Here is a 15,821-nt window from a genome sequence, read left to right as displayed (position 1 = left end):
TCGGCGCACCAGAAGCGGCACGAGGCATTCACGGTGGCGGTGTCACTGGTCACAGGGAACAAGGACCCCCGCCCGCAACAGTCGTTCGACGAGTTCGACGCCCAGGTCCCCCGCGGTGTGGACCTCGCCGTCGAGCAGGCGCGAGACGGAGGGCAGATCGGTCTCCGGGAAGTCGAGCCACCCCACGCGCGTGCTCAGGCGCGGGCCGTCCAGCCGTGCTTCCAGTGCACCGCGCAGCCGCACGGGGGACCCGGGGTCCAGGTCCTGGACGGCGGCGAGCTGGGCCAGCGGACCCAGCGGGGCCGGGCGCCCCTGTCCTCGCCGGGTGCGGTGGAACCGGGGAGTGGGATCGGCCTCGGCGAGCGCGGCGACCAGGCGCTCACGGACGGTGTCGAGCTCCTCGCCCGGTCCGTCGACGCCCACGGGCAGCGACCGGCGCATCAGGGGATCCTCGGCCAGCAGAGCCAGCGCCTCCTGGGCGAGCTGCTCGGCCAGACCGTGGCGGGTCCAGTTGTGGATCCCGAGCGTGAGGTGGACGGAGACCGCCCCCTGCGCCTGGGCCGCGTGCAGCCAGCCGCGCGGCAGGTAGAGGGCGTCGCCGGGTTCGAGCACCACGTCGAGATGTGCCTCGCCCTTCGCGGCCTCGGCCACGGCGGAGCGGCGATCGGTCCAGGGCTGGTCCCGCAGCGGATCCGGGTGCACCGGCTCGTGCAGGACCCAGCGCTTCGTCCCCTCGATCTGCAGGACGAAGACGTCGTGGACGTCGTAGTGGTCGTCGAACCCGCGGTTCTGCGGCGGGGTGATGTAGGCATTGGCCTGCACCGGATGCCCGAGCTCGCTGCTCAGCGCGGCGCTGAAGTCCGCGACCGGCTCCCACGTGCGGTGCAGGGCCTGCAGCACCAGCGTGGCGCCGTCGGCGAACCGGCGCCACAGCGCGGTGTCGTCGAGCTGGTCGGCAACGGTGGCGCCGACACCGGCGGGAGAGGTGAAGGACGAGTCGGGGAACGTCGAGCCGTCCTTGGCGACGCGCAGGAAGGGCGTGCGCAGCCCGCGGCGCGAGATGAGCTCGTCGACGGCATCGGCGGAGAACAGATCGGCGAAGCCGCCCGCCCGGCGCGTGAGCAGCGGCGCCCGGCCCCAGACGTCACGGGCGAACCGCTCCCGGCCGATGTCGATCAGGCGGGTCTCCAGGACCCCGGAGCCACCAGGGGCGCCGGGGTCCTGCCCGTCAGTGCGGTCGGCGTTCACGCTCAGCCGGCTCGCCCTTCGGCTCCTCCGTCGGCGCCACCATCGGCGCCACCGTCCGCGCCGCCGTCGGCACCACCATCGGCGCCGCCGTCGTGGACACCCGGCGTGCCGGCCGCCCCACCGTCGGCCGGGCCCTCGGCTCCACCGTCAGCACCGCCATCGGCGCCGCCGTCGTGGACACCCGGCGTGCCGGCCGCCCCACCGTCAGCGGGGCCCTCGGCTCCGCTGTCGGCACCGCCATCGGCACCGCCGTCGTGGACGCCCGGGGCGCCGAAGGCTCCGCCGTCGGCGGGACCTTCCGTCTGGTTCGGATCCTGCTGTGCATCAGTCATGTTGGCCTCCCAGATTCGGGTGACCGGGCCGTCACCGGCACCTGGTCACCAGGACACGCGGTGCGTGAGCAGCACCGCCCAAGTCGAGGCTATCCGTGCAGCGCGGGCGAGGGAACAGCCCTCGCGGCCTCGGCCCTCGAGTGAGCTGGACAACGACCGGCGCGTCGTGCGCCGTCTCGGCAGGGTGCACGACGACGCCGCGTCGCGCTCAGAGCTGGTCGATCCGCCGGTAGCGGGACGGCATGGTGCCCGTGGTGGCCCGGAAGTGCCGGTTGAAGTTGGAGAGGTTCGTGAAGCCCACGCGGTAGCAGATGTCCGAGACCGGCAGGTCGGTGCCGCGCAGCAGCCGGCAGGCCTCGGTGAGCCGCATCCGGGTGACCGTGCGGTTGAAGCCCACGCCGGTGGCCTTGGCGAACAGGCGGGAGAACGCGTCCCGGCTCAGCCCCACGGCCTCGGCCACCTCCGGCACGAGCATCCGGCCGTCCAGGTGTTCGGTGATGTAGCCCAGCGCCCGGTTGAAGACCTCGGCCTTGGCGGCGTCCAGCCGGTAGGAGCCGCCGTGGCTGTCCAGGTAGCGGCGCTCCGCCTCCGGAGAGTCGGCGAGGATCCCCAGCAGCTCGGCCACGGCGGCCAGCCGGCGGAGGCCGAACGTCCTGAGGCCCTGCCCAAGCTCATCCAGCAGATCTGGGACCGGTAGATCGATCCGGGCAAGGTGTTCGACCTCACCCTGCCCCTGGAGCAGGCCACCGAGGCCTACCGGACGATGGACGAGCGCCGAGCCATTAAGGTCCTGCGCACCACCGGCTGAGCTCCCGCGGGGCCCCGGGACCGCAGCCGCGGTGCCCGATGGAGCGAGGGGCGGCTGCTACCCCGAGGTCGAGGAGCGTACCTACGCTGGAACCATGCGCTTGCTGCTGATCCGCCACGGCCAGACACCCTGCAACGTTTCGGGTGAGCTCGACACGGCGGTACCCGGAGCCCCGCTGACCGGCCTGGGAAGGGTCCAGGCCCGTGCGGTCCCGGCCGCACTATGCCACGAGCGGATCAGCGGCATCCACGCCTCGCAGCTGGTGCGGACTCAGCTCACCGCCGCGCCGCTGGCCGAGGCCCGCGGTCTGGAGGTCCAGGTCCGTCCCGGCCTGGAGGAGATCTCGGCCGGGAACCTGGAGAGGCGGGCGGACCCTGACGCCCACCACGCATACATCTCCTGTCTCGTCGCCTGGATACACGGCGACCTGAACCGGCCCATGTCCGGCGGCCCGGACGGCCACGAGTTCCTCGGCCGCTTCGACGCCGCCCTGCAGCAGATCGCGCGGTCCCATGACCCCGCGGACACGGTGGCGGTTTTCAGCCACGGGGCCGCGATCCGCGTCTACACCGCGCTGCGCGGCGGGATCGACGTCGACGAGGCGGCACAGCTGGAGATCATGAACACCGGCGCGGCCGTACTGGAGGACCGGCCCGCCGGCGGGTGGCACCTAGTGGCCTGGCATCGCGATCCGCTCGGCGGCCCGGGCCTGGAGGACCGCGCCGCCGAGGACATCACGGGCGAGAGCGCCGAGGACACCCTCGATGAGAGCGCCGGGAATGCTGGAGATGGGACGCCCCGCCGTACACCCTGAGACGACGATGGGTCATTCGGCTACCACACGGTATCTAAAAGTCCGGCCTTTGGCAGAGGTAGACAATGCATTGCATCTAGGCTGCACCTATGGGCCCAACGCACTCTACTGCCACCGAGCGTCTTTTCCCCGGTTTGTATGAGCATCTCGAGGATGCTGGGCTATCCCGTCAACTAGCACACTTGTCACCTGAGAAAATCTCGTTTGATGACGTGGACGATGCGGACAGCCCACACGTATTAAGCCGCTATCTGGCGCATCGCATCAACGCGCATCTGGAGTCAGTCCCGGCACAGGCGCGCGTCGACGAAGCGAATCGCATTCTGGCGCTTCTGGATCAAAAGCCGGATGACACGCTACATATCGCCCCCGGCCCCCGCCAACTGCTATCCGTTGCGCCAGATGGAGGAAAGCCACTACGAAGACCGACTACTCCTTTATCAGACGCGGCGCTGCTCACCAACACTCCGCACGAGCCACAGGTGGGTCGTGAAATCGCGAAGGAACTGGAAAGCGCCGACGGGGTAGACCTCCTCATCGCCTTTGTGAAGTGGTCGGGGCTCCATGTCATGGACAAGGAGCTGCATCAGTTGAAGGATCGCGGTATTCCCTTCCGTGTACTTACCACGGTATACATGGGTGCCAGTGACGCCAAGGCCATCAACGCGCTGGTGCGCAAGTACGACGCCGAGGTCCGAATCAGCTACGAAACTCGCAATACACGCCTCCACGCCAAGGCGTGGATGTTCCATCGCAACACAGGATTCAGCACTGCATATGTCGGCAGCTCGAACCTGTCGCACGCCGCGATGCTTGACGGTTTGGAATGGAACGTGCGCCTTTCTTCCGTCGCGACCCCAGCACTTCTCCAGAAGTTCGAGGCAACCTTTGAGAGCTACTGGGCGTCGGAGGGCTTCGAGCCCTACAACCCGGACGACGACGCCGAGCGCTTGACGACTGCCCTGGCCGAAGGCGGCGGACGGCTGTCTTCGGAAGTGTCCATTGCCCACCTTGATGTTCAGCCCTACTCTTACCAAGCTCAAATGCTCCAGGAGCTGGAGGCCGAGCGCGTCATTCATGACCGCCACCGGAATCTCCTTGTCGCCGCCACGGGCACCGGAAAAACCATCGTGGCTGCTTTGGACTATCGTCGACTGCAGTCCGGCTCCTTAGACGAGCTTTCACTGCTTTTTGTAGCGCATCGGCGCGAAATCCTCGAGCAGGCGCGTCAAACCTACGCCACCGTGCTGCGTGACGGCGCCTTCGGCGAGCTGATGGTGGATGGTTACCAGCCGGCACGAGGTAAGCACGTCTTCGCGTCGATTCAATCGCTCAACGCAAAGGGCCTGGACCGCTTCGCCCCCGATTCCTTCGACGTGGTGGTTATCGACGAGTTCCACCATGCCGACGCTCCGACCTACCGGAGGATCATCGAACATTTCCAACCCCAGGAGCTTCTCGGGCTCACGGCCACTCCGGAGCGCGGCGACGGCGTCAACGTCGCGGAGAAGTTTTTCGAGAGCCGCATCGCCAGCGAGCTGCGCCTGTGGGATGCCCTCGATCAGCAGCTGCTGACGCCGTTCCACTATTTCGGCGTCTCAGACGGCGTCGACCTGTCTGCTCTGCAGTTTCGGCGGGGACGGTATGAGAAAGAAGACCTAAATGCCGTCTACACGGGCAATGACGCTCGCACCGCCAAGGTGCTGCAGGCCCTAAATGACAAAGTGCTCGACCCGTACCGCATGAAAGCCATTGGCTTCTGCGTCTCTGTTGACCACGCTGAGTACATGGCACGGAAGTTCACAGAAGCAGACTTGCGATCGGTGGCCCTTTCCGCGGAGAGTTCCAGCGACGAGCGTCGGACTGCTCTCAAAGCGCTGCAGCGCGGAGAACTGCGGGCCGTCTTTGCCGTGGATCTGTTCAACGAGGGGCTCGACATCCCGCAGGTCGACACCATCCTCATGCTACGACCGACGCAATCTCCCACGTTATTCCTCCAACAGCTGGGACGCGGTCTACGGCTAGCTCCCGACAAACCCGTACTAACCGTCCTGGATTTCATCGGATTCCAGCACCGAAAGTTCCGATTCGACCTGAAATACCGTGCTGTAACGGGATCAGGTCGGATTCGCCTGATTAGGGACCTGGAAGACGACTTCCCCTTCCTTCCCTCCGGCACGCAGATCGTCTTTGACGCGGTCGCCCAATCCGTAGTGCTCAGCAACGTAAAGCGCCAATTACACCCGAACGTTCGGGAAGTGGTCGACGACATTAAGGTTCTGGCGGCGCAGCATCCGTCACCGGAGTCGTACACCCTGCATCAGTACTTGATGGATTCTCTCTCGGAAGCCTCGGACATCTATCGACGGGGCAAGTTCGATGGACGGCCAACGACTTGGAACACTTTGCGTCGCGCCGGTGGGTTGGTCCCCGATGTGCTCTGGCCCGCCGAGGATGATGAGCTGGAAGTCCTCGGTCTACTGCAGCGCGCCAAGGCGTTCCTAAATGTAGATGACCCTGTCCGCCTCAAGTCATACGGGGCCCTGCTACGACCGGATGCACCACCGGTATCGTCTCTGCCGCTCATGGAGCAGCGGATGGCCCGTATGCTTTACTACTCCTTCTGGCCGCAGGGCCCAAAGAGCGGCGGGCCGGCCGACCTGGAAAGCGGGCTCCAACTGCTCCGGTCGCACGCCATCCTGCGGGATGAGTCGACGCAGCTCATCGATGTCACCGCCGACAACGCACGCAACCTGCCGCAGCCGCTGGGGCAGGGCTACGCCGACATTCCCCTGCAGACCCATGCGCACTACACCCGGGAAGAGCTTCTGGCCGGTCTGGGCATGGGAGAAGAAGGTCAGCGCACTCCCGGCACGGTGCGCGAAGGAGTGTCGTGGATTCCGTTTTCGCGCTGCGAGGCGCTGCTCGTCACGCTCCGCAAGTCGGAGAAGGACTTCTCACCCAACACCATGTATAAGGACTATGCAATCTCCGAGACGCTCTTCCACTGGGAATCGCAGAATCAGACCACGCCGGAGTCCTCATCCGGACAGCGGTATCAGCACCACACCCGGCAGGACAGCCACATCATGCTGTTTGTTCGAGAATTCTCAGAACAAGAGAAAATGACTGCGCCTTATGTCTTTTTGGGCCCTGTCGACTACGTGTCGCACGAAGGGTCCAAGCCCATGTCGATCATCTGGAAACTGCGCCGCCAGATGCCATCTACCGTGTTCTCTGCCGCGAGTACGGTCGCGCCCCTCAGTTAGGGACACTCGCTCAGGGACGCAGCTCAGAACTCGATCACCTGCCGCACCGCCCGCCCCGCGTCCAGCTCGTCCATCGCCTCGTTGATCTGGTCGAGCGTGATGTGGGAGGTGATCAGCTTCTCCAGCGGTAGCTTTCCGTCGCGCCACATCTGCTCGTACTTGGGGATGTCCACCGCCGGCACGGCGGAGCCCAGGTAGCTGCCGATGATCTGGCGGGCCTCGGCGGTGATCTTCAGCGGTTCGATCTGGGACATGGCACCCGGCGCCGGCAGGCCCACGGTGACGGTCACCCCGCCCACGGCGGTGGCGTTGAACGCGGTCTCGAACGCCCGGGGGTGCCCGGCGGCCTCGATCACCACGCGGGGCTTGTCCTCCAGCGCCACGAGCTCGTCCGGCGTGAGCGCCTCGTCCGCGCCGAACTCCTTGGCCAGCTCCAGCTTCTCGGCCAGCGCGTCCACGGCGATGACCCGGCGGCAGCCCACGGCCTTGGCGACCAGCACCGCGGCGAGCCCCACGCCGCCGAGGCCGACCACGGCCACGGCGTCGTCGGGGGTGGCCTGCGCCGCGTTGATGACGGCCCCTCCCCCGGTGAGCACCGCGCAGCCCATGACGGCCGCGATCGCGGCCGGGACGTCCTCGCCCACGGGCACCACGGAGCGCCGGTCCACCACGGCGTGCGTGGCGAACCCGGAGACCCCCAGGTGGTGGTAGACGTTCCCGCGGGTCTCGGAGGTGAGGTGCTGGGAGCCCTCGATGAGTGTGCCGGAGGCGTTGGCCTTCGAGCCGACCGTGCACGGCAGCAGGCCCTCGGTCTTGCACGCGGCGCACTCGCCGCAGCGCGGCAGGAACGCCATGACCACGTGCTGGCCCACGGCCAGGTCGGTGACCTCGGCGCCCACGTGCTCCACGACGCCCGCCGCCTCGTGCCCCAGGAGCATCGGCAGGGGCCGCGGCCGGTTGCCGTTGACCACGGAGAGGTCGGAGTGGCACACCCCGGCGGCGGTGATCCGCACGCGCAGCTCGGTGGGCCCGGGCTCGCCGAGCTCGAACTCCTCGACGCGCAGCGGCTGGGACTCCGCGTACGGGGCAGAGGCCTCCATGGTCTCCAGGACGGCTCCACGAATCTTCACGACGACCTCCGGTCTCGGTGCACGGGTGTGACGCCGTTCACCGTACCGTCCGATCCCCCGGTTATCGAGACGACGTGCGGCCCGGAGTTCCACCGGAGAGTCTCTTGGTTCCCCGGGGCCCGTGGTGTCGGTCCTCTCGGATCCACCCCACCCGAAAGCCTCTGCTGCGCCCTATTCCGTCACACACGGCACCGCCCTCCGAAGAGGGGACAGGGCGCGTCCCGGCTGATCGGCGCCTTCTGCACCCGGGGATCCGGCGCTGACCTGGGCCTTCGGACAAGGGTCGTGGCTCGCCGGCACCGGGCGCCGCTCCGGCAGTGCATGTACCGGTCTCCGGAGCCCCGAACGGACGTCGCTCCGGGAGGCAGTGTGGGTAATGTGCATGCTTAAGCAATTACACGTCGTCGGGGGATCCACCATGACCACCACCGTCTCCCTGCCCGAGCTGCTCCCGGAGCTCCTGCCGCTCATCCAGCCCGTGGGCCTGTTCTTCGCCGCACTGGGCCTCATCGTGCTGGTCCTGCGGCTCGTCTACGTGCTGGGCAGTGCCGTGACCGCCGCCGTGCAGAAGATGTTCCACGGGTCGGTGCCCTCGCCGACCCGGCGACCCGAGCACAAGGCTCTTGCGGCGGCCCGGCGGGCCGGTGCGGAGGACATGCGCTCGGCCTGGCTCCAGTGGCATCTCCGGCCCAGGAACACCCAGAAGGCCCTCAGCGAGCTCTCGTCCCTGTCCAGGACGCTGGGCGTGGTGCCGAGGGCCGACTGGAGCGTCGAGCGGTTCCGCGAGCACGGTGCGGATGTCTGGGCCCTCCGGCCACAGGCTGTCACGCCCGCCTGGCGGCAGAAGGTCGATGCCCGCCTGGACTGGATGGCCGCCATGGTCTCCGACCTGGCCGACAGCCCGTTCGACGCCGCGCGGGGTCAGACGAGCGAGCAGTACCTCTTCCACGAGGACCGGGAGGTCCGGGAGGCCTATCTCCAGGGCGGCACCGAGGCTGCGGAGCGGATCATGGAGACCATCACGGCGGCCCGGGACCGGGTCCGCCAGGACGCCGCCACGCAGGGCTCCGCGGCGTTCCTGGCCCAGCAGCGCAACGCCGCGTTCGACCAGCTGCGGAACACCTACCGGCCCACCCAGACCCGGGACGCCCACGCCGCCTGGGACGCCGCGGCCGAGGACCTCGGACGGTGACCCCCGCGGACCACCCTGCGGGCCCGGATCCGTCAGCGTCATTCCGCGGTCCAGGAACCAGCGCCCGCCGACATGCCCCCCGGATCCTTCGTGTCCCCCAGGAGAACCATGACCACCGCCCGCCAGTCGCCCCCTGATCCCGGGCGCACCGCCTTCACCTCCCATCCTGGTTTCCGGACCGGCAGATGGCTCCTCGCCGTGCCGGCGCACCTGGCCATGGTGGGCAGCGTGCTGGCCGTCGCCTTGTCGGCGGCGCCCTCCGCACTGGTCGCCGAGTCGTCCCCGCTGCCGCCGGCGGCCGCTGCCGGCACCACGGCGCCGACCCCCTCGCCGTCTCCCACCACGACCGAGGACAGGCTGGTCACCGCCTCGCCGGAGCCCACAGCGGCTCGGACGTCGTCGTCGGAAGCCCTCGCCGCCCTGGACGGACTGGAGGTGGCCGCCCGTGGCTCCCTGTCCGACTACGACCGCTCTGCCCTGTTCGGCGACTGGGTCGACGCGGACGGGAACTGCGTGGACACGCGCAACGAGATCCTCGCCAGGGATCTGACCGATGTCGAGTCCCATGACGGGTGCCGGGTGGAGTCGGGGACGCTGGACGACCCCTACACCGGCACCCCGATCTTCTTCACCCGTGGGGTCACCACCTCCTCGGACGTGCAGATCGACCACGTCGTGGCCGCCGGCAACGCGTGGGTCTCCGGGGCGAGCGGCCTCTCCCCGGCCGAGCGGGTCGAGTTCTACAACGACCCGCTGAACCTGCTGGCCGTGGACGGCTCCGTCAACGCGGCGAAGTCCGACTCCCCGGCCGACGAGTGGCTGCCGCCCGAGGAGTCCTTCCACTGCGAGTACGTGGCCACCCAGATCGCGGTGAAGGCCAAGTACGGGCTCCGGGTGACTTCTCCGGAGAAGGCGGCCATGGCCGAGGTCCTGTCCGCCTGCCCCGGCCAGGAGCTTCCCACCGACCACCGGAACGAGGACCTGACGTGATCGGGAACGCCCCCGTCGTCGGCAGACCGCGCCCCCGGAACAGGACGTCCCGCCACCAGCGCCACTACCGGAACCCGACCGACGCCTGGTTGCTCTGGATCTTCTTCGGCTGGCTGGGACTGCACCGCTACTACCTCGGGGACTGGAAGAGGGGCATCGCCATGACCCTCACGCTCGGCGGACTCGGCCTCTGGTCGCTGCTCGACGGCTTCTTCCTGACCCGACGTCTCCGGCGGATCAACAGCGGCCGGCTGTGACCAGACCTCGCGCCGGGCGTGCTCGCTGATCGGTCCGCCGGTCCGTCCTCGGCGGGGACTGTGGGATCGACGGGCCCGGCAGCTGCCGCACCGGGCCGCCGGCCAAACCCCCGAAGACTCCCCGGCGGGTCAGGGGACCATGACCGTCATCTGAGCGCCGGCCCGGCGGCCCGGGCTTAAACTGGTGGCCCGGGGCAGGGGGTCACATCCCAAGGAGTGTGCGTGATGGCCTTCATCCAGCTGATCGAATACACCACCTCGAAGCCGGAGGAGGTGGCCCAGGTCTATGCGGAGTGGGAGCAGGCTTCGCAGGGGAACCGCACGGCTCGCCGCGTCCTCACCACAACGGACCGCAACGACCCGAAGCGCTACTGCGAGATCGTCTTCTTCGACTCCTACGAGTCCGCCATGGAGAACTCCCAGCTCCCGCAGACCCAGGAGTACGCCAGGAAGTTGACCGACCTCATGGACGGGGAGCCCACGTTCCGCGACCTCGACGTCACGGAGGACCGCGAGCTCTAGCCCACTGGGTCCGGACCGGTGGGCCTCACCCACCGGTCGGACCTTCCCGTCGCCGGCGGAACGGCCTCAGGCAGTCGCTGGCGGAACGGCCCGGTGCTGCAGTCCCCGCCGCCGGCCGAGAACGATCAGGACGGCGGCCACAGCCGCGACGACGAGCATCGGGAACAGCATGACCGGGCCGCCCGCGCCGGCGGAGCGGTCGAACCCCTCGCTCATCATTCCCGTGGACGCGGACACGATGAACAGCAGGACGTTGTTCGCCGCGTGCACGAGCGAGGCCGCCTCGAGCCCGCCCGTGAACTGGGTCAGCAGCGACATCGCGATCCCGAAGACGAGGTAGTAGGCGATGAGCCAGACGTCGGTCGCGAAGTGCGCGAGGGAGAACAGGACCGCGCTCACCAGGGTGCCGAGCACCAGGGACGGGACGGCCCCGGGAACCCACGAGCCCGCCGCGCGCTGGATCACGCCGCGGAACATGTACTCCTCGGACGCCGCCTGCAGGGGCGTGGTGAGCAGGACGATCGCGAGGAAGGCCCAGGCGGTCGCGTCCAGGACGACCGGACGCTGGGCTTCGACGAGCGCCACGACCGCCACGTAGGCCACGAACAGCGGGACGACGACGACGGACGCCCGCCCCAGCCAGTCCCACCGGAAGCGGCCCACCACCGAGTGCAGCGTGCCGACCGGTTGCCGGTGCAGATAGCGGTGGAGGAGCACGGCGACGGCGGCCGAGGCGATCAGCGACAGGTTGGTCGCCAGCAGCAGCACCGGCGTCATGGTGATCTGCCCGCTCCCGAGCTCCTCCATCGTGGTGCTGCCCAGGAGGACGTCGATCGCCGTGGCGGCGAAGGCCAGCACGATCGAGAACAGCATGATCGCCGCGCCGAGCGCCAGGATGCTGAGGAACCCCTTCCACCAGCGGTTCCGGGGCGTGCGGTAGAACTCCGAGTGGGTGAGCGGCGCCGCCGTCGTCGGACCACCGGTGGGCGGAACGGGTTCTCCCGGAGGCCCCGGGTACGGGGTGGGCGCCCCCGCCCGGCCGGCGGGCGGGACAGGGCGGCCGAGGCCCGGGGGTCCGGACACGGCCGGCCCTTCGGGCTGCCAGGGAGCCGGTCGCCGCGGAGGGTGCGAGGTCATGTGCCCAGGCTAGTTCCCGATGACGGCCCCGGAACTCCGGGACCACGAGCTGGCCCGGCTCCGCACGAGGTGTCGAGCCGGCCGGAGGAATCCACACCCGGGCGGTGCTCACCGGGGCGGTCCGGCGGTCGCGGCGTCACCGGAGGGACCGGGACGACTCCCCGTGGCCGCTGATCGGCAGCCCTCTGCCGCCGGAGGAGCGGCTCCGCGCGCGGTCAGGGACGATCAGGAGAGCGTGATCCGTCGGCCGATGAGGCTTTCTCGGCGTCGTCCGGGGGCGGCAGGTAGTGCGCCAGCGGGAAGAAGGCCGGTTGTGCGGAGGGGTCGCCGGCGGCATGAGCGCCCACGGCATTGGCGGCGCGCAGCGCCGTCTCGTGGTCGAGCCCGGAGGTCAGGGCCAGCACCAGCGCGGCGCAGAACGCGTCACCGGCGCCGACCGTGCTGACCACGGCCACCGTGTTGCCGGGGGCGAAGGCGACTCGTCGCCCGTGGACGTAGAGGGCCGAGCCCTCGCCGCCACGGGTCACCGCGACCAGCTCGGCGTCGGCCAGCTCGGGGAGGAGGGCGTACTCGGACTCGTTGACGATGATGAGGTCGCACCGGTCCACCAGATCCCCCGGGAGGGGCACGGCCGGGGCGGCGTTCAGGGCGAAGAAGCCGGTGGTCCGCCGGGCGGTCTCGCGCACGGTGTCGAGCTCGATCTCCAGCTGGCAGAGCACGACCTCGTCCGGGGCGAAGGTCACGCCCTCGACGGACACGTCGGCGTTGGCACCGGCACAGACCGCGATCTGGTTCTCCCCGTGACGATCCACGGCGATGAGGGCGGTGCCGGTCGGCGCCGGCACGCGTCCGACGCCGGTGATGTCGACTCCGGCGGCTGCCATGCTGCGGAGGACGACGTCGCCGTCCGGGTCGTCGCCGACGGCGCCGATCATCCGTGAGCGCCCGGCGAGTCGCGCCGCGGCGACGGCCTGGTTGGCGCCCTTGCCACCCGGCTGCCGGTGCAGGGCAGCGCCGCCGACGGTTTCCCCAGGAGCTGGCAGCCGCTCGCACACCGCCGTCAGGTCGATGTTGATGCTGCCCACCACGGTGAGCGCCGGCCGTGCGGACTCCTCCGGTGACGACGGGGCGAGCCGGCGGAACGCCCTCAGGAGGTGCGGCGCGAAGTCCTCCGCCAGCTCCAGCACCACCCGGCACCGGGCCCCGGCCGGAGTGGGATATCCGGCGTAGCGGCCACGCATGTCGCAGATCGTCTGACCGCGCCCCGGGCCGTCGGTCGTGTCGACCTGGACCCGGACCACCGGCGCGAGGCCGGGCCGGACGGTGCCCGCCGCCACCGCTGCGGCCAGCGGGTCGTGCACGGCGGACGACGGCCGGCCGAAGACGTCGACGTAGAAGCCGGCGTAGCGCTCGAGCATCGCGGCCAGCGGAGGCATCACCGGATGATCGATGGCGGCGATCTGCTTTCGTTGGTCCTCGTCCAGGAGGTGGGTCATGGTGACGTCCAGCGGCACCAGGGTCACCTCCCACGGGGCGGCGAGCACCTCGGCGGCCGCTTCGGGGTCGTGCAGGATGTTGGCCTCGGCCACCGGCGTCCGGTTGCCGGGGACCAGCGCGGCACCGCCCATGACGGTGACACTGCCCACCAGCTCGGGCAGAGCGGGGTCCTGCCGCAGGGCGCGGGCGAGATTGGTCAACGGGCCGATGGCCACCACGTGGAGCTCGCCCGGATGGTCGTGGGCCAGCCGGATCAGCATCGCGTCCGCCGATTCGGTCACCGGTGCAGCGTCCGCCCTCGGCAGCTGCACGCCCCCGATGCCGTTGGCGCCGTGCACTGCCGGGCTGCCTCCGCCGAACCGGCTGCCGAGGGGGTGCTGGGCGCCGACCGCGACCGGTATGTCGGGCCGATCCAGCAGGGCCAGCAGATCCACGGTGCTGCGGGCAGCGGTCACGGCGTCGGTGTTGCCGCTGACGGTGCCGATGCCCCGCAGGTCGACCGAGGGTGTGGCCATCAGGTAGGTCAGGGCGATGGCGTCGTCGATGCCGGTGTCGCAGTCCAGGTAGAAGGGCCGGGCCTCCGGATCGGCCATCGCTCTCACCCTTCGAACCGGTCGACGACAGGGACTCCGCAACGCTCCGGCTAGAGTACCCCGTACCACGCCGGCGTCGCCGTTCGCACCGGGCAGACACCGCACCGACGTTGTTGCCGGCAGCCTGGGCATCCTCGACGGAAGGACAACGCACATGGTCGACGTGTTCTGGGGCATCGGCGGGATGATCGCGCTCCTCGCCATTGCGCTCCTGTTCTCGGTGGACCGCCGCAGGATCCGGATCCGGACCGTCGCCCTGGCGCTGGCCCTCCAGGTGACCTTCGGCGTGCTCGTGCTCTACGTCCCGGCCGGTCGCGCCGTGCTCGAGACCGTCACCAGGGCGGTCCAGGCCGTCATCAACTCCTCCGCCGCAGGCATCGACTTCCTCTTCGGCCCGGTGCTGCCCGAGGAGGGCGGGGTCTTCGCCTTCCAGGTGCTGCCGGTCATCGTGTTCTTCGCGGCCCTGACGTCGGTGCTGTACTACCTGGGCGTCCTGCAGTGGGTCGTGAAGATCATCGGAGGCGGGCTGGCGAAGCTCCTCGGGACGACGACGCCGGAGTCGATGAACGCGGCCGCCAACATCTTCGTGGGGCAGACCGAGGCGCCGCTGGTCATCCGGCCCTACGTGGCCAAGATGACGCGGTCCGAGCTCTTCGCCGTCATGTGCGGCGGGCTGGCAACCGTGGCCGGCTCGGTGCTCGTGGGCTACTCCCTGCTCGGTGCGCCGCTCGAGTACCTCATCGCCGCTTCGTTCATGGCGGCGCCGGCCGCGCTGCTCATGGCCAAGATCCTCGTCCCCACCGGGGCGATGGAGGCGCCGGCGGCCGCGCCCGCGGGTGATCCAGGAGTCGCCGGCAGCCCGGCGAGCACCGACCGGGGCACCGGTGACCCGGTGCGTGACGAACCGGCGAGGGAGGAGGCCCGCGGCGCGCGGCGGTGGCTTGCCGGCGGCGCCCGGCGCGGGGCGACGTCGCACGCGGCCCTCGAGATCGCCCGCCGGCAGGACGCCCAGACCGCGGACCGGAACGACGGCGACGCCGTCCGGCCCGATGACGTCGCCCGGTCCGCCGACCCGGAGGGGGTGTCCGCGACGGACGCGGCGGGCGACCCCGCCGACGAGGACGAGGCGCCGGCCAACGTCATCGACGCCGCCGCCCGCGGCGCGTCCGACGGCCTGAGCCTGGCCCTCAACGTCGGGGCGATGCTCATCGCCTTCATCTCGCTCATCGCGCTCGCCAACGTGATCCTCGGCTCGATCGGCGGCCTGTTCGGGATGGGCGACCTCACCCTCGAGCAGCTGTTCGGGTACGTCTTCGCGCCGGTGATGTTCGCCGTCGGGGTGCCCTGGGCCGAGGCGCTCGACGCCGGCAGCTTTCTCGGGCAGAAGCTCGTGCTCAACGAGTTCGTCGCGTTCGCCGACTTCGCCCCGCAGATCGACACCTACTCCGCGAAGACCCAGGCCATCGTCACCTTCGCGCTGACGGGATTCGCGAACTTCGGCTCCCTGGCGATCCTCCTCGGCGGACTCGGCGGCATCGCCCCGAGCCGCCGCCGGGACATCGCCCAGCTCGGCCTGCGGGCCGTGCTCGGCGGGACGCTCGCCAACCTCATGAGCGCCGCGATCGCGGGCATGCTCATCGGCTGACCTCCTCGTGGGAGCACTGCAGGCAGGATCGCCCACTGGTCCCGGGCAGGGTCCTGGTTCGTCCCGGTCTCGAGAAGGCCTGCCCTCCTGCGCCTCGGCCTGGTCCTTGCCCGACGACGTGGCCCCGTTGCCCGGCGGAGAACTCCGCCTCCGCGGGCTCGGGCCGGTTCCCAGGGCCATCCGGGAGACGAAGAGGCCGGAACTGCCGAGAAGGGTGTCCTCCAGGGGGCGGACTCCTCGGGTCGTGGTCGTGCGACAGGGTCGCTCCCGGGCGTACCCGGAGTCCGCGCAGGCCCCGTGCCCTGGCCGGGTTCAGGAGAGCAGCAGGGCCACGACCGCCATGGTCAGCATCGCGATCACCGTGGTCAGCAGCACGGTGTCGCGGCA

At 69.7% G+C, this 15,821-nt stretch carries 13 protein-coding genes and 2 pseudogenes; 9 read left to right on the top strand and 6 right to left on the bottom strand.

The window, feature by feature from the left end; translation table 11 throughout:
• Positions 1-42: 42 nt before the first annotated feature.
• Positions 43-1,248 carry a cupin domain-containing protein gene (locus tag ACFYE1_RS12825; RefSeq protein ID WP_387743326.1) on the bottom strand — a complete coding sequence of 402 codons (1,206 nt, stop codon included), beginning with the start codon at positions 1,246-1,248 and terminating at the stop codon, positions 43-45.
• A 92-nt stretch (positions 1,249-1,340) separates the two neighbouring features.
• Here ACFYE1_RS12825 and ACFYE1_RS12820 point away from each other — a divergent pair, with 92 nt between their 5' ends.
• The gene (locus ACFYE1_RS12820) at positions 1,341-1,724 is read left to right on the top strand and encodes a hypothetical protein (RefSeq protein WP_387743323.1); all 384 of its coding nucleotides are present in this window, start codon (positions 1,341-1,343) and stop codon (positions 1,722-1,724) included.
• A 64-nt stretch (positions 1,725-1,788) separates the two neighbouring features.
• On the opposite strand, the gene ACFYE1_RS12815 is transcribed toward ACFYE1_RS12820, so the two are convergent.
• Positions 1,789-2,196 carry a helix-turn-helix domain-containing protein gene (locus ACFYE1_RS12815; RefSeq protein WP_387743508.1) on the bottom strand — a complete coding sequence of 136 codons (408 nt, stop codon included), beginning with the start codon at positions 2,194-2,196 and terminating at the stop codon, positions 1,789-1,791.
• 6 nt (positions 2,197-2,202) lie between these two features.
• On the opposite strand from ACFYE1_RS12815, the pseudogene ACFYE1_RS12810 reads away from it, so the two are divergent.
• The 3 genes and pseudogenes from ACFYE1_RS12810 to ACFYE1_RS12800 all read left to right on the top strand — a co-directional run.
• Positions 2,203-2,388, top strand: a pseudogene (locus tag ACFYE1_RS12810) (IMP dehydrogenase); the annotation flags it as partial.
• A 94-nt stretch (positions 2,389-2,482) separates the two neighbouring features.
• On the top strand, positions 2,483-3,202 hold the full coding sequence (locus ACFYE1_RS12805) for a histidine phosphatase family protein (RefSeq protein ID WP_387743320.1): 720 nt from the start codon (positions 2,483-2,485) through the stop codon (positions 3,200-3,202).
• Positions 3,203-3,291: 89 nt separating this feature from the next.
• Positions 3,292-6,471, top strand: a complete 3,180-nt coding sequence (locus ACFYE1_RS12800; protein ID WP_387743318.1) for a DEAD/DEAH box helicase — start codon at positions 3,292-3,294, stop codon at positions 6,469-6,471.
• 23 nt (positions 6,472-6,494) lie between these two features.
• On the opposite strand, the gene ACFYE1_RS12795 is transcribed toward ACFYE1_RS12800, so the two are convergent.
• Positions 6,495-7,601, bottom strand: a complete 1,107-nt coding sequence (locus ACFYE1_RS12795; RefSeq protein WP_387743315.1) for a zinc-binding dehydrogenase — start codon at positions 7,599-7,601, stop codon at positions 6,495-6,497.
• Positions 7,602-8,019: 418 nt separating this feature from the next.
• Here ACFYE1_RS12795 and ACFYE1_RS12790 point away from each other — a divergent pair, with 418 nt between their 5' ends.
• From ACFYE1_RS12790 to ACFYE1_RS12775, 4 genes are all read left to right on the top strand, one after another.
• Positions 8,020-8,793 (top strand): hypothetical protein, encoded by a 774-nt coding sequence (locus tag ACFYE1_RS12790; protein WP_387743313.1) that lies wholly within the window; start codon positions 8,020-8,022, stop codon positions 8,791-8,793.
• Positions 8,794-8,901: 108 nt separating this feature from the next.
• The gene (locus tag ACFYE1_RS12785; protein ID WP_387743310.1) at positions 8,902-9,783 is read left to right on the top strand and encodes an HNH endonuclease family protein; all 882 of its coding nucleotides are present in this window, start codon (positions 8,902-8,904) and stop codon (positions 9,781-9,783) included.
• On the top strand, positions 9,780-10,040 hold the full coding sequence (locus ACFYE1_RS12780) for a TM2 domain-containing protein (protein ID WP_387743307.1): 261 nt from the start codon (positions 9,780-9,782) through the stop codon (positions 10,038-10,040). The genes ACFYE1_RS12785 and ACFYE1_RS12780 overlap by 4 nt, the downstream gene beginning before the upstream one ends.
• A gap of 225 nt (positions 10,041-10,265) precedes the next feature.
• On the top strand, positions 10,266-10,562 hold the full coding sequence (locus ACFYE1_RS12775) for a hypothetical protein (RefSeq protein ID WP_387743305.1): 297 nt from the start codon (positions 10,266-10,268) through the stop codon (positions 10,560-10,562).
• Positions 10,563-10,628: 66 nt separating this feature from the next.
• Here ACFYE1_RS12775 and ACFYE1_RS12770 read toward each other — a convergent pair whose 3' ends face one another.
• The 3 genes and pseudogenes from ACFYE1_RS12770 to ACFYE1_RS12760 form a co-directional block, all read right to left on the bottom strand.
• Positions 10,629-11,645, bottom strand: a complete 1,017-nt coding sequence (locus tag ACFYE1_RS12770) for a CPBP family intramembrane glutamic endopeptidase (protein ID WP_387743303.1) — start codon at positions 11,643-11,645, stop codon at positions 10,629-10,631.
• Between the two features lie 269 nt (positions 11,646-11,914).
• Positions 11,915-12,850 (bottom strand): ribokinase, encoded by a 936-nt coding sequence (locus ACFYE1_RS12765; protein ID WP_387743505.1) that lies wholly within the window; start codon positions 12,848-12,850, stop codon positions 11,915-11,917.
• 36 nt (positions 12,851-12,886) lie between these two features.
• Positions 12,887-13,789: pseudogene (locus ACFYE1_RS12760) on the bottom strand (nucleoside hydrolase); the annotation flags it as partial.
• Between the two features lie 154 nt (positions 13,790-13,943).
• Between ACFYE1_RS12760 and ACFYE1_RS12755 the strand changes: the two are divergent.
• Positions 13,944-15,434, top strand: a complete 1,491-nt coding sequence (locus ACFYE1_RS12755) for a NupC/NupG family nucleoside CNT transporter (RefSeq protein WP_387743300.1) — start codon at positions 13,944-13,946, stop codon at positions 15,432-15,434.
• Positions 15,435-15,821: the final 387 nt, after the last annotated feature.

The organism is Kocuria nitroreducens (genome assembly GCF_042879195.1).
In the GTDB taxonomy this organism is placed as follows: domain Bacteria; phylum Actinomycetota; class Actinomycetes; order Actinomycetales; family Micrococcaceae; genus Kocuria; species Kocuria nitroreducens.
The sequence above is the reverse complement of the archived record's forward strand: the minus strand, read 5'-3'. Positions and strand labels throughout refer to the sequence as shown.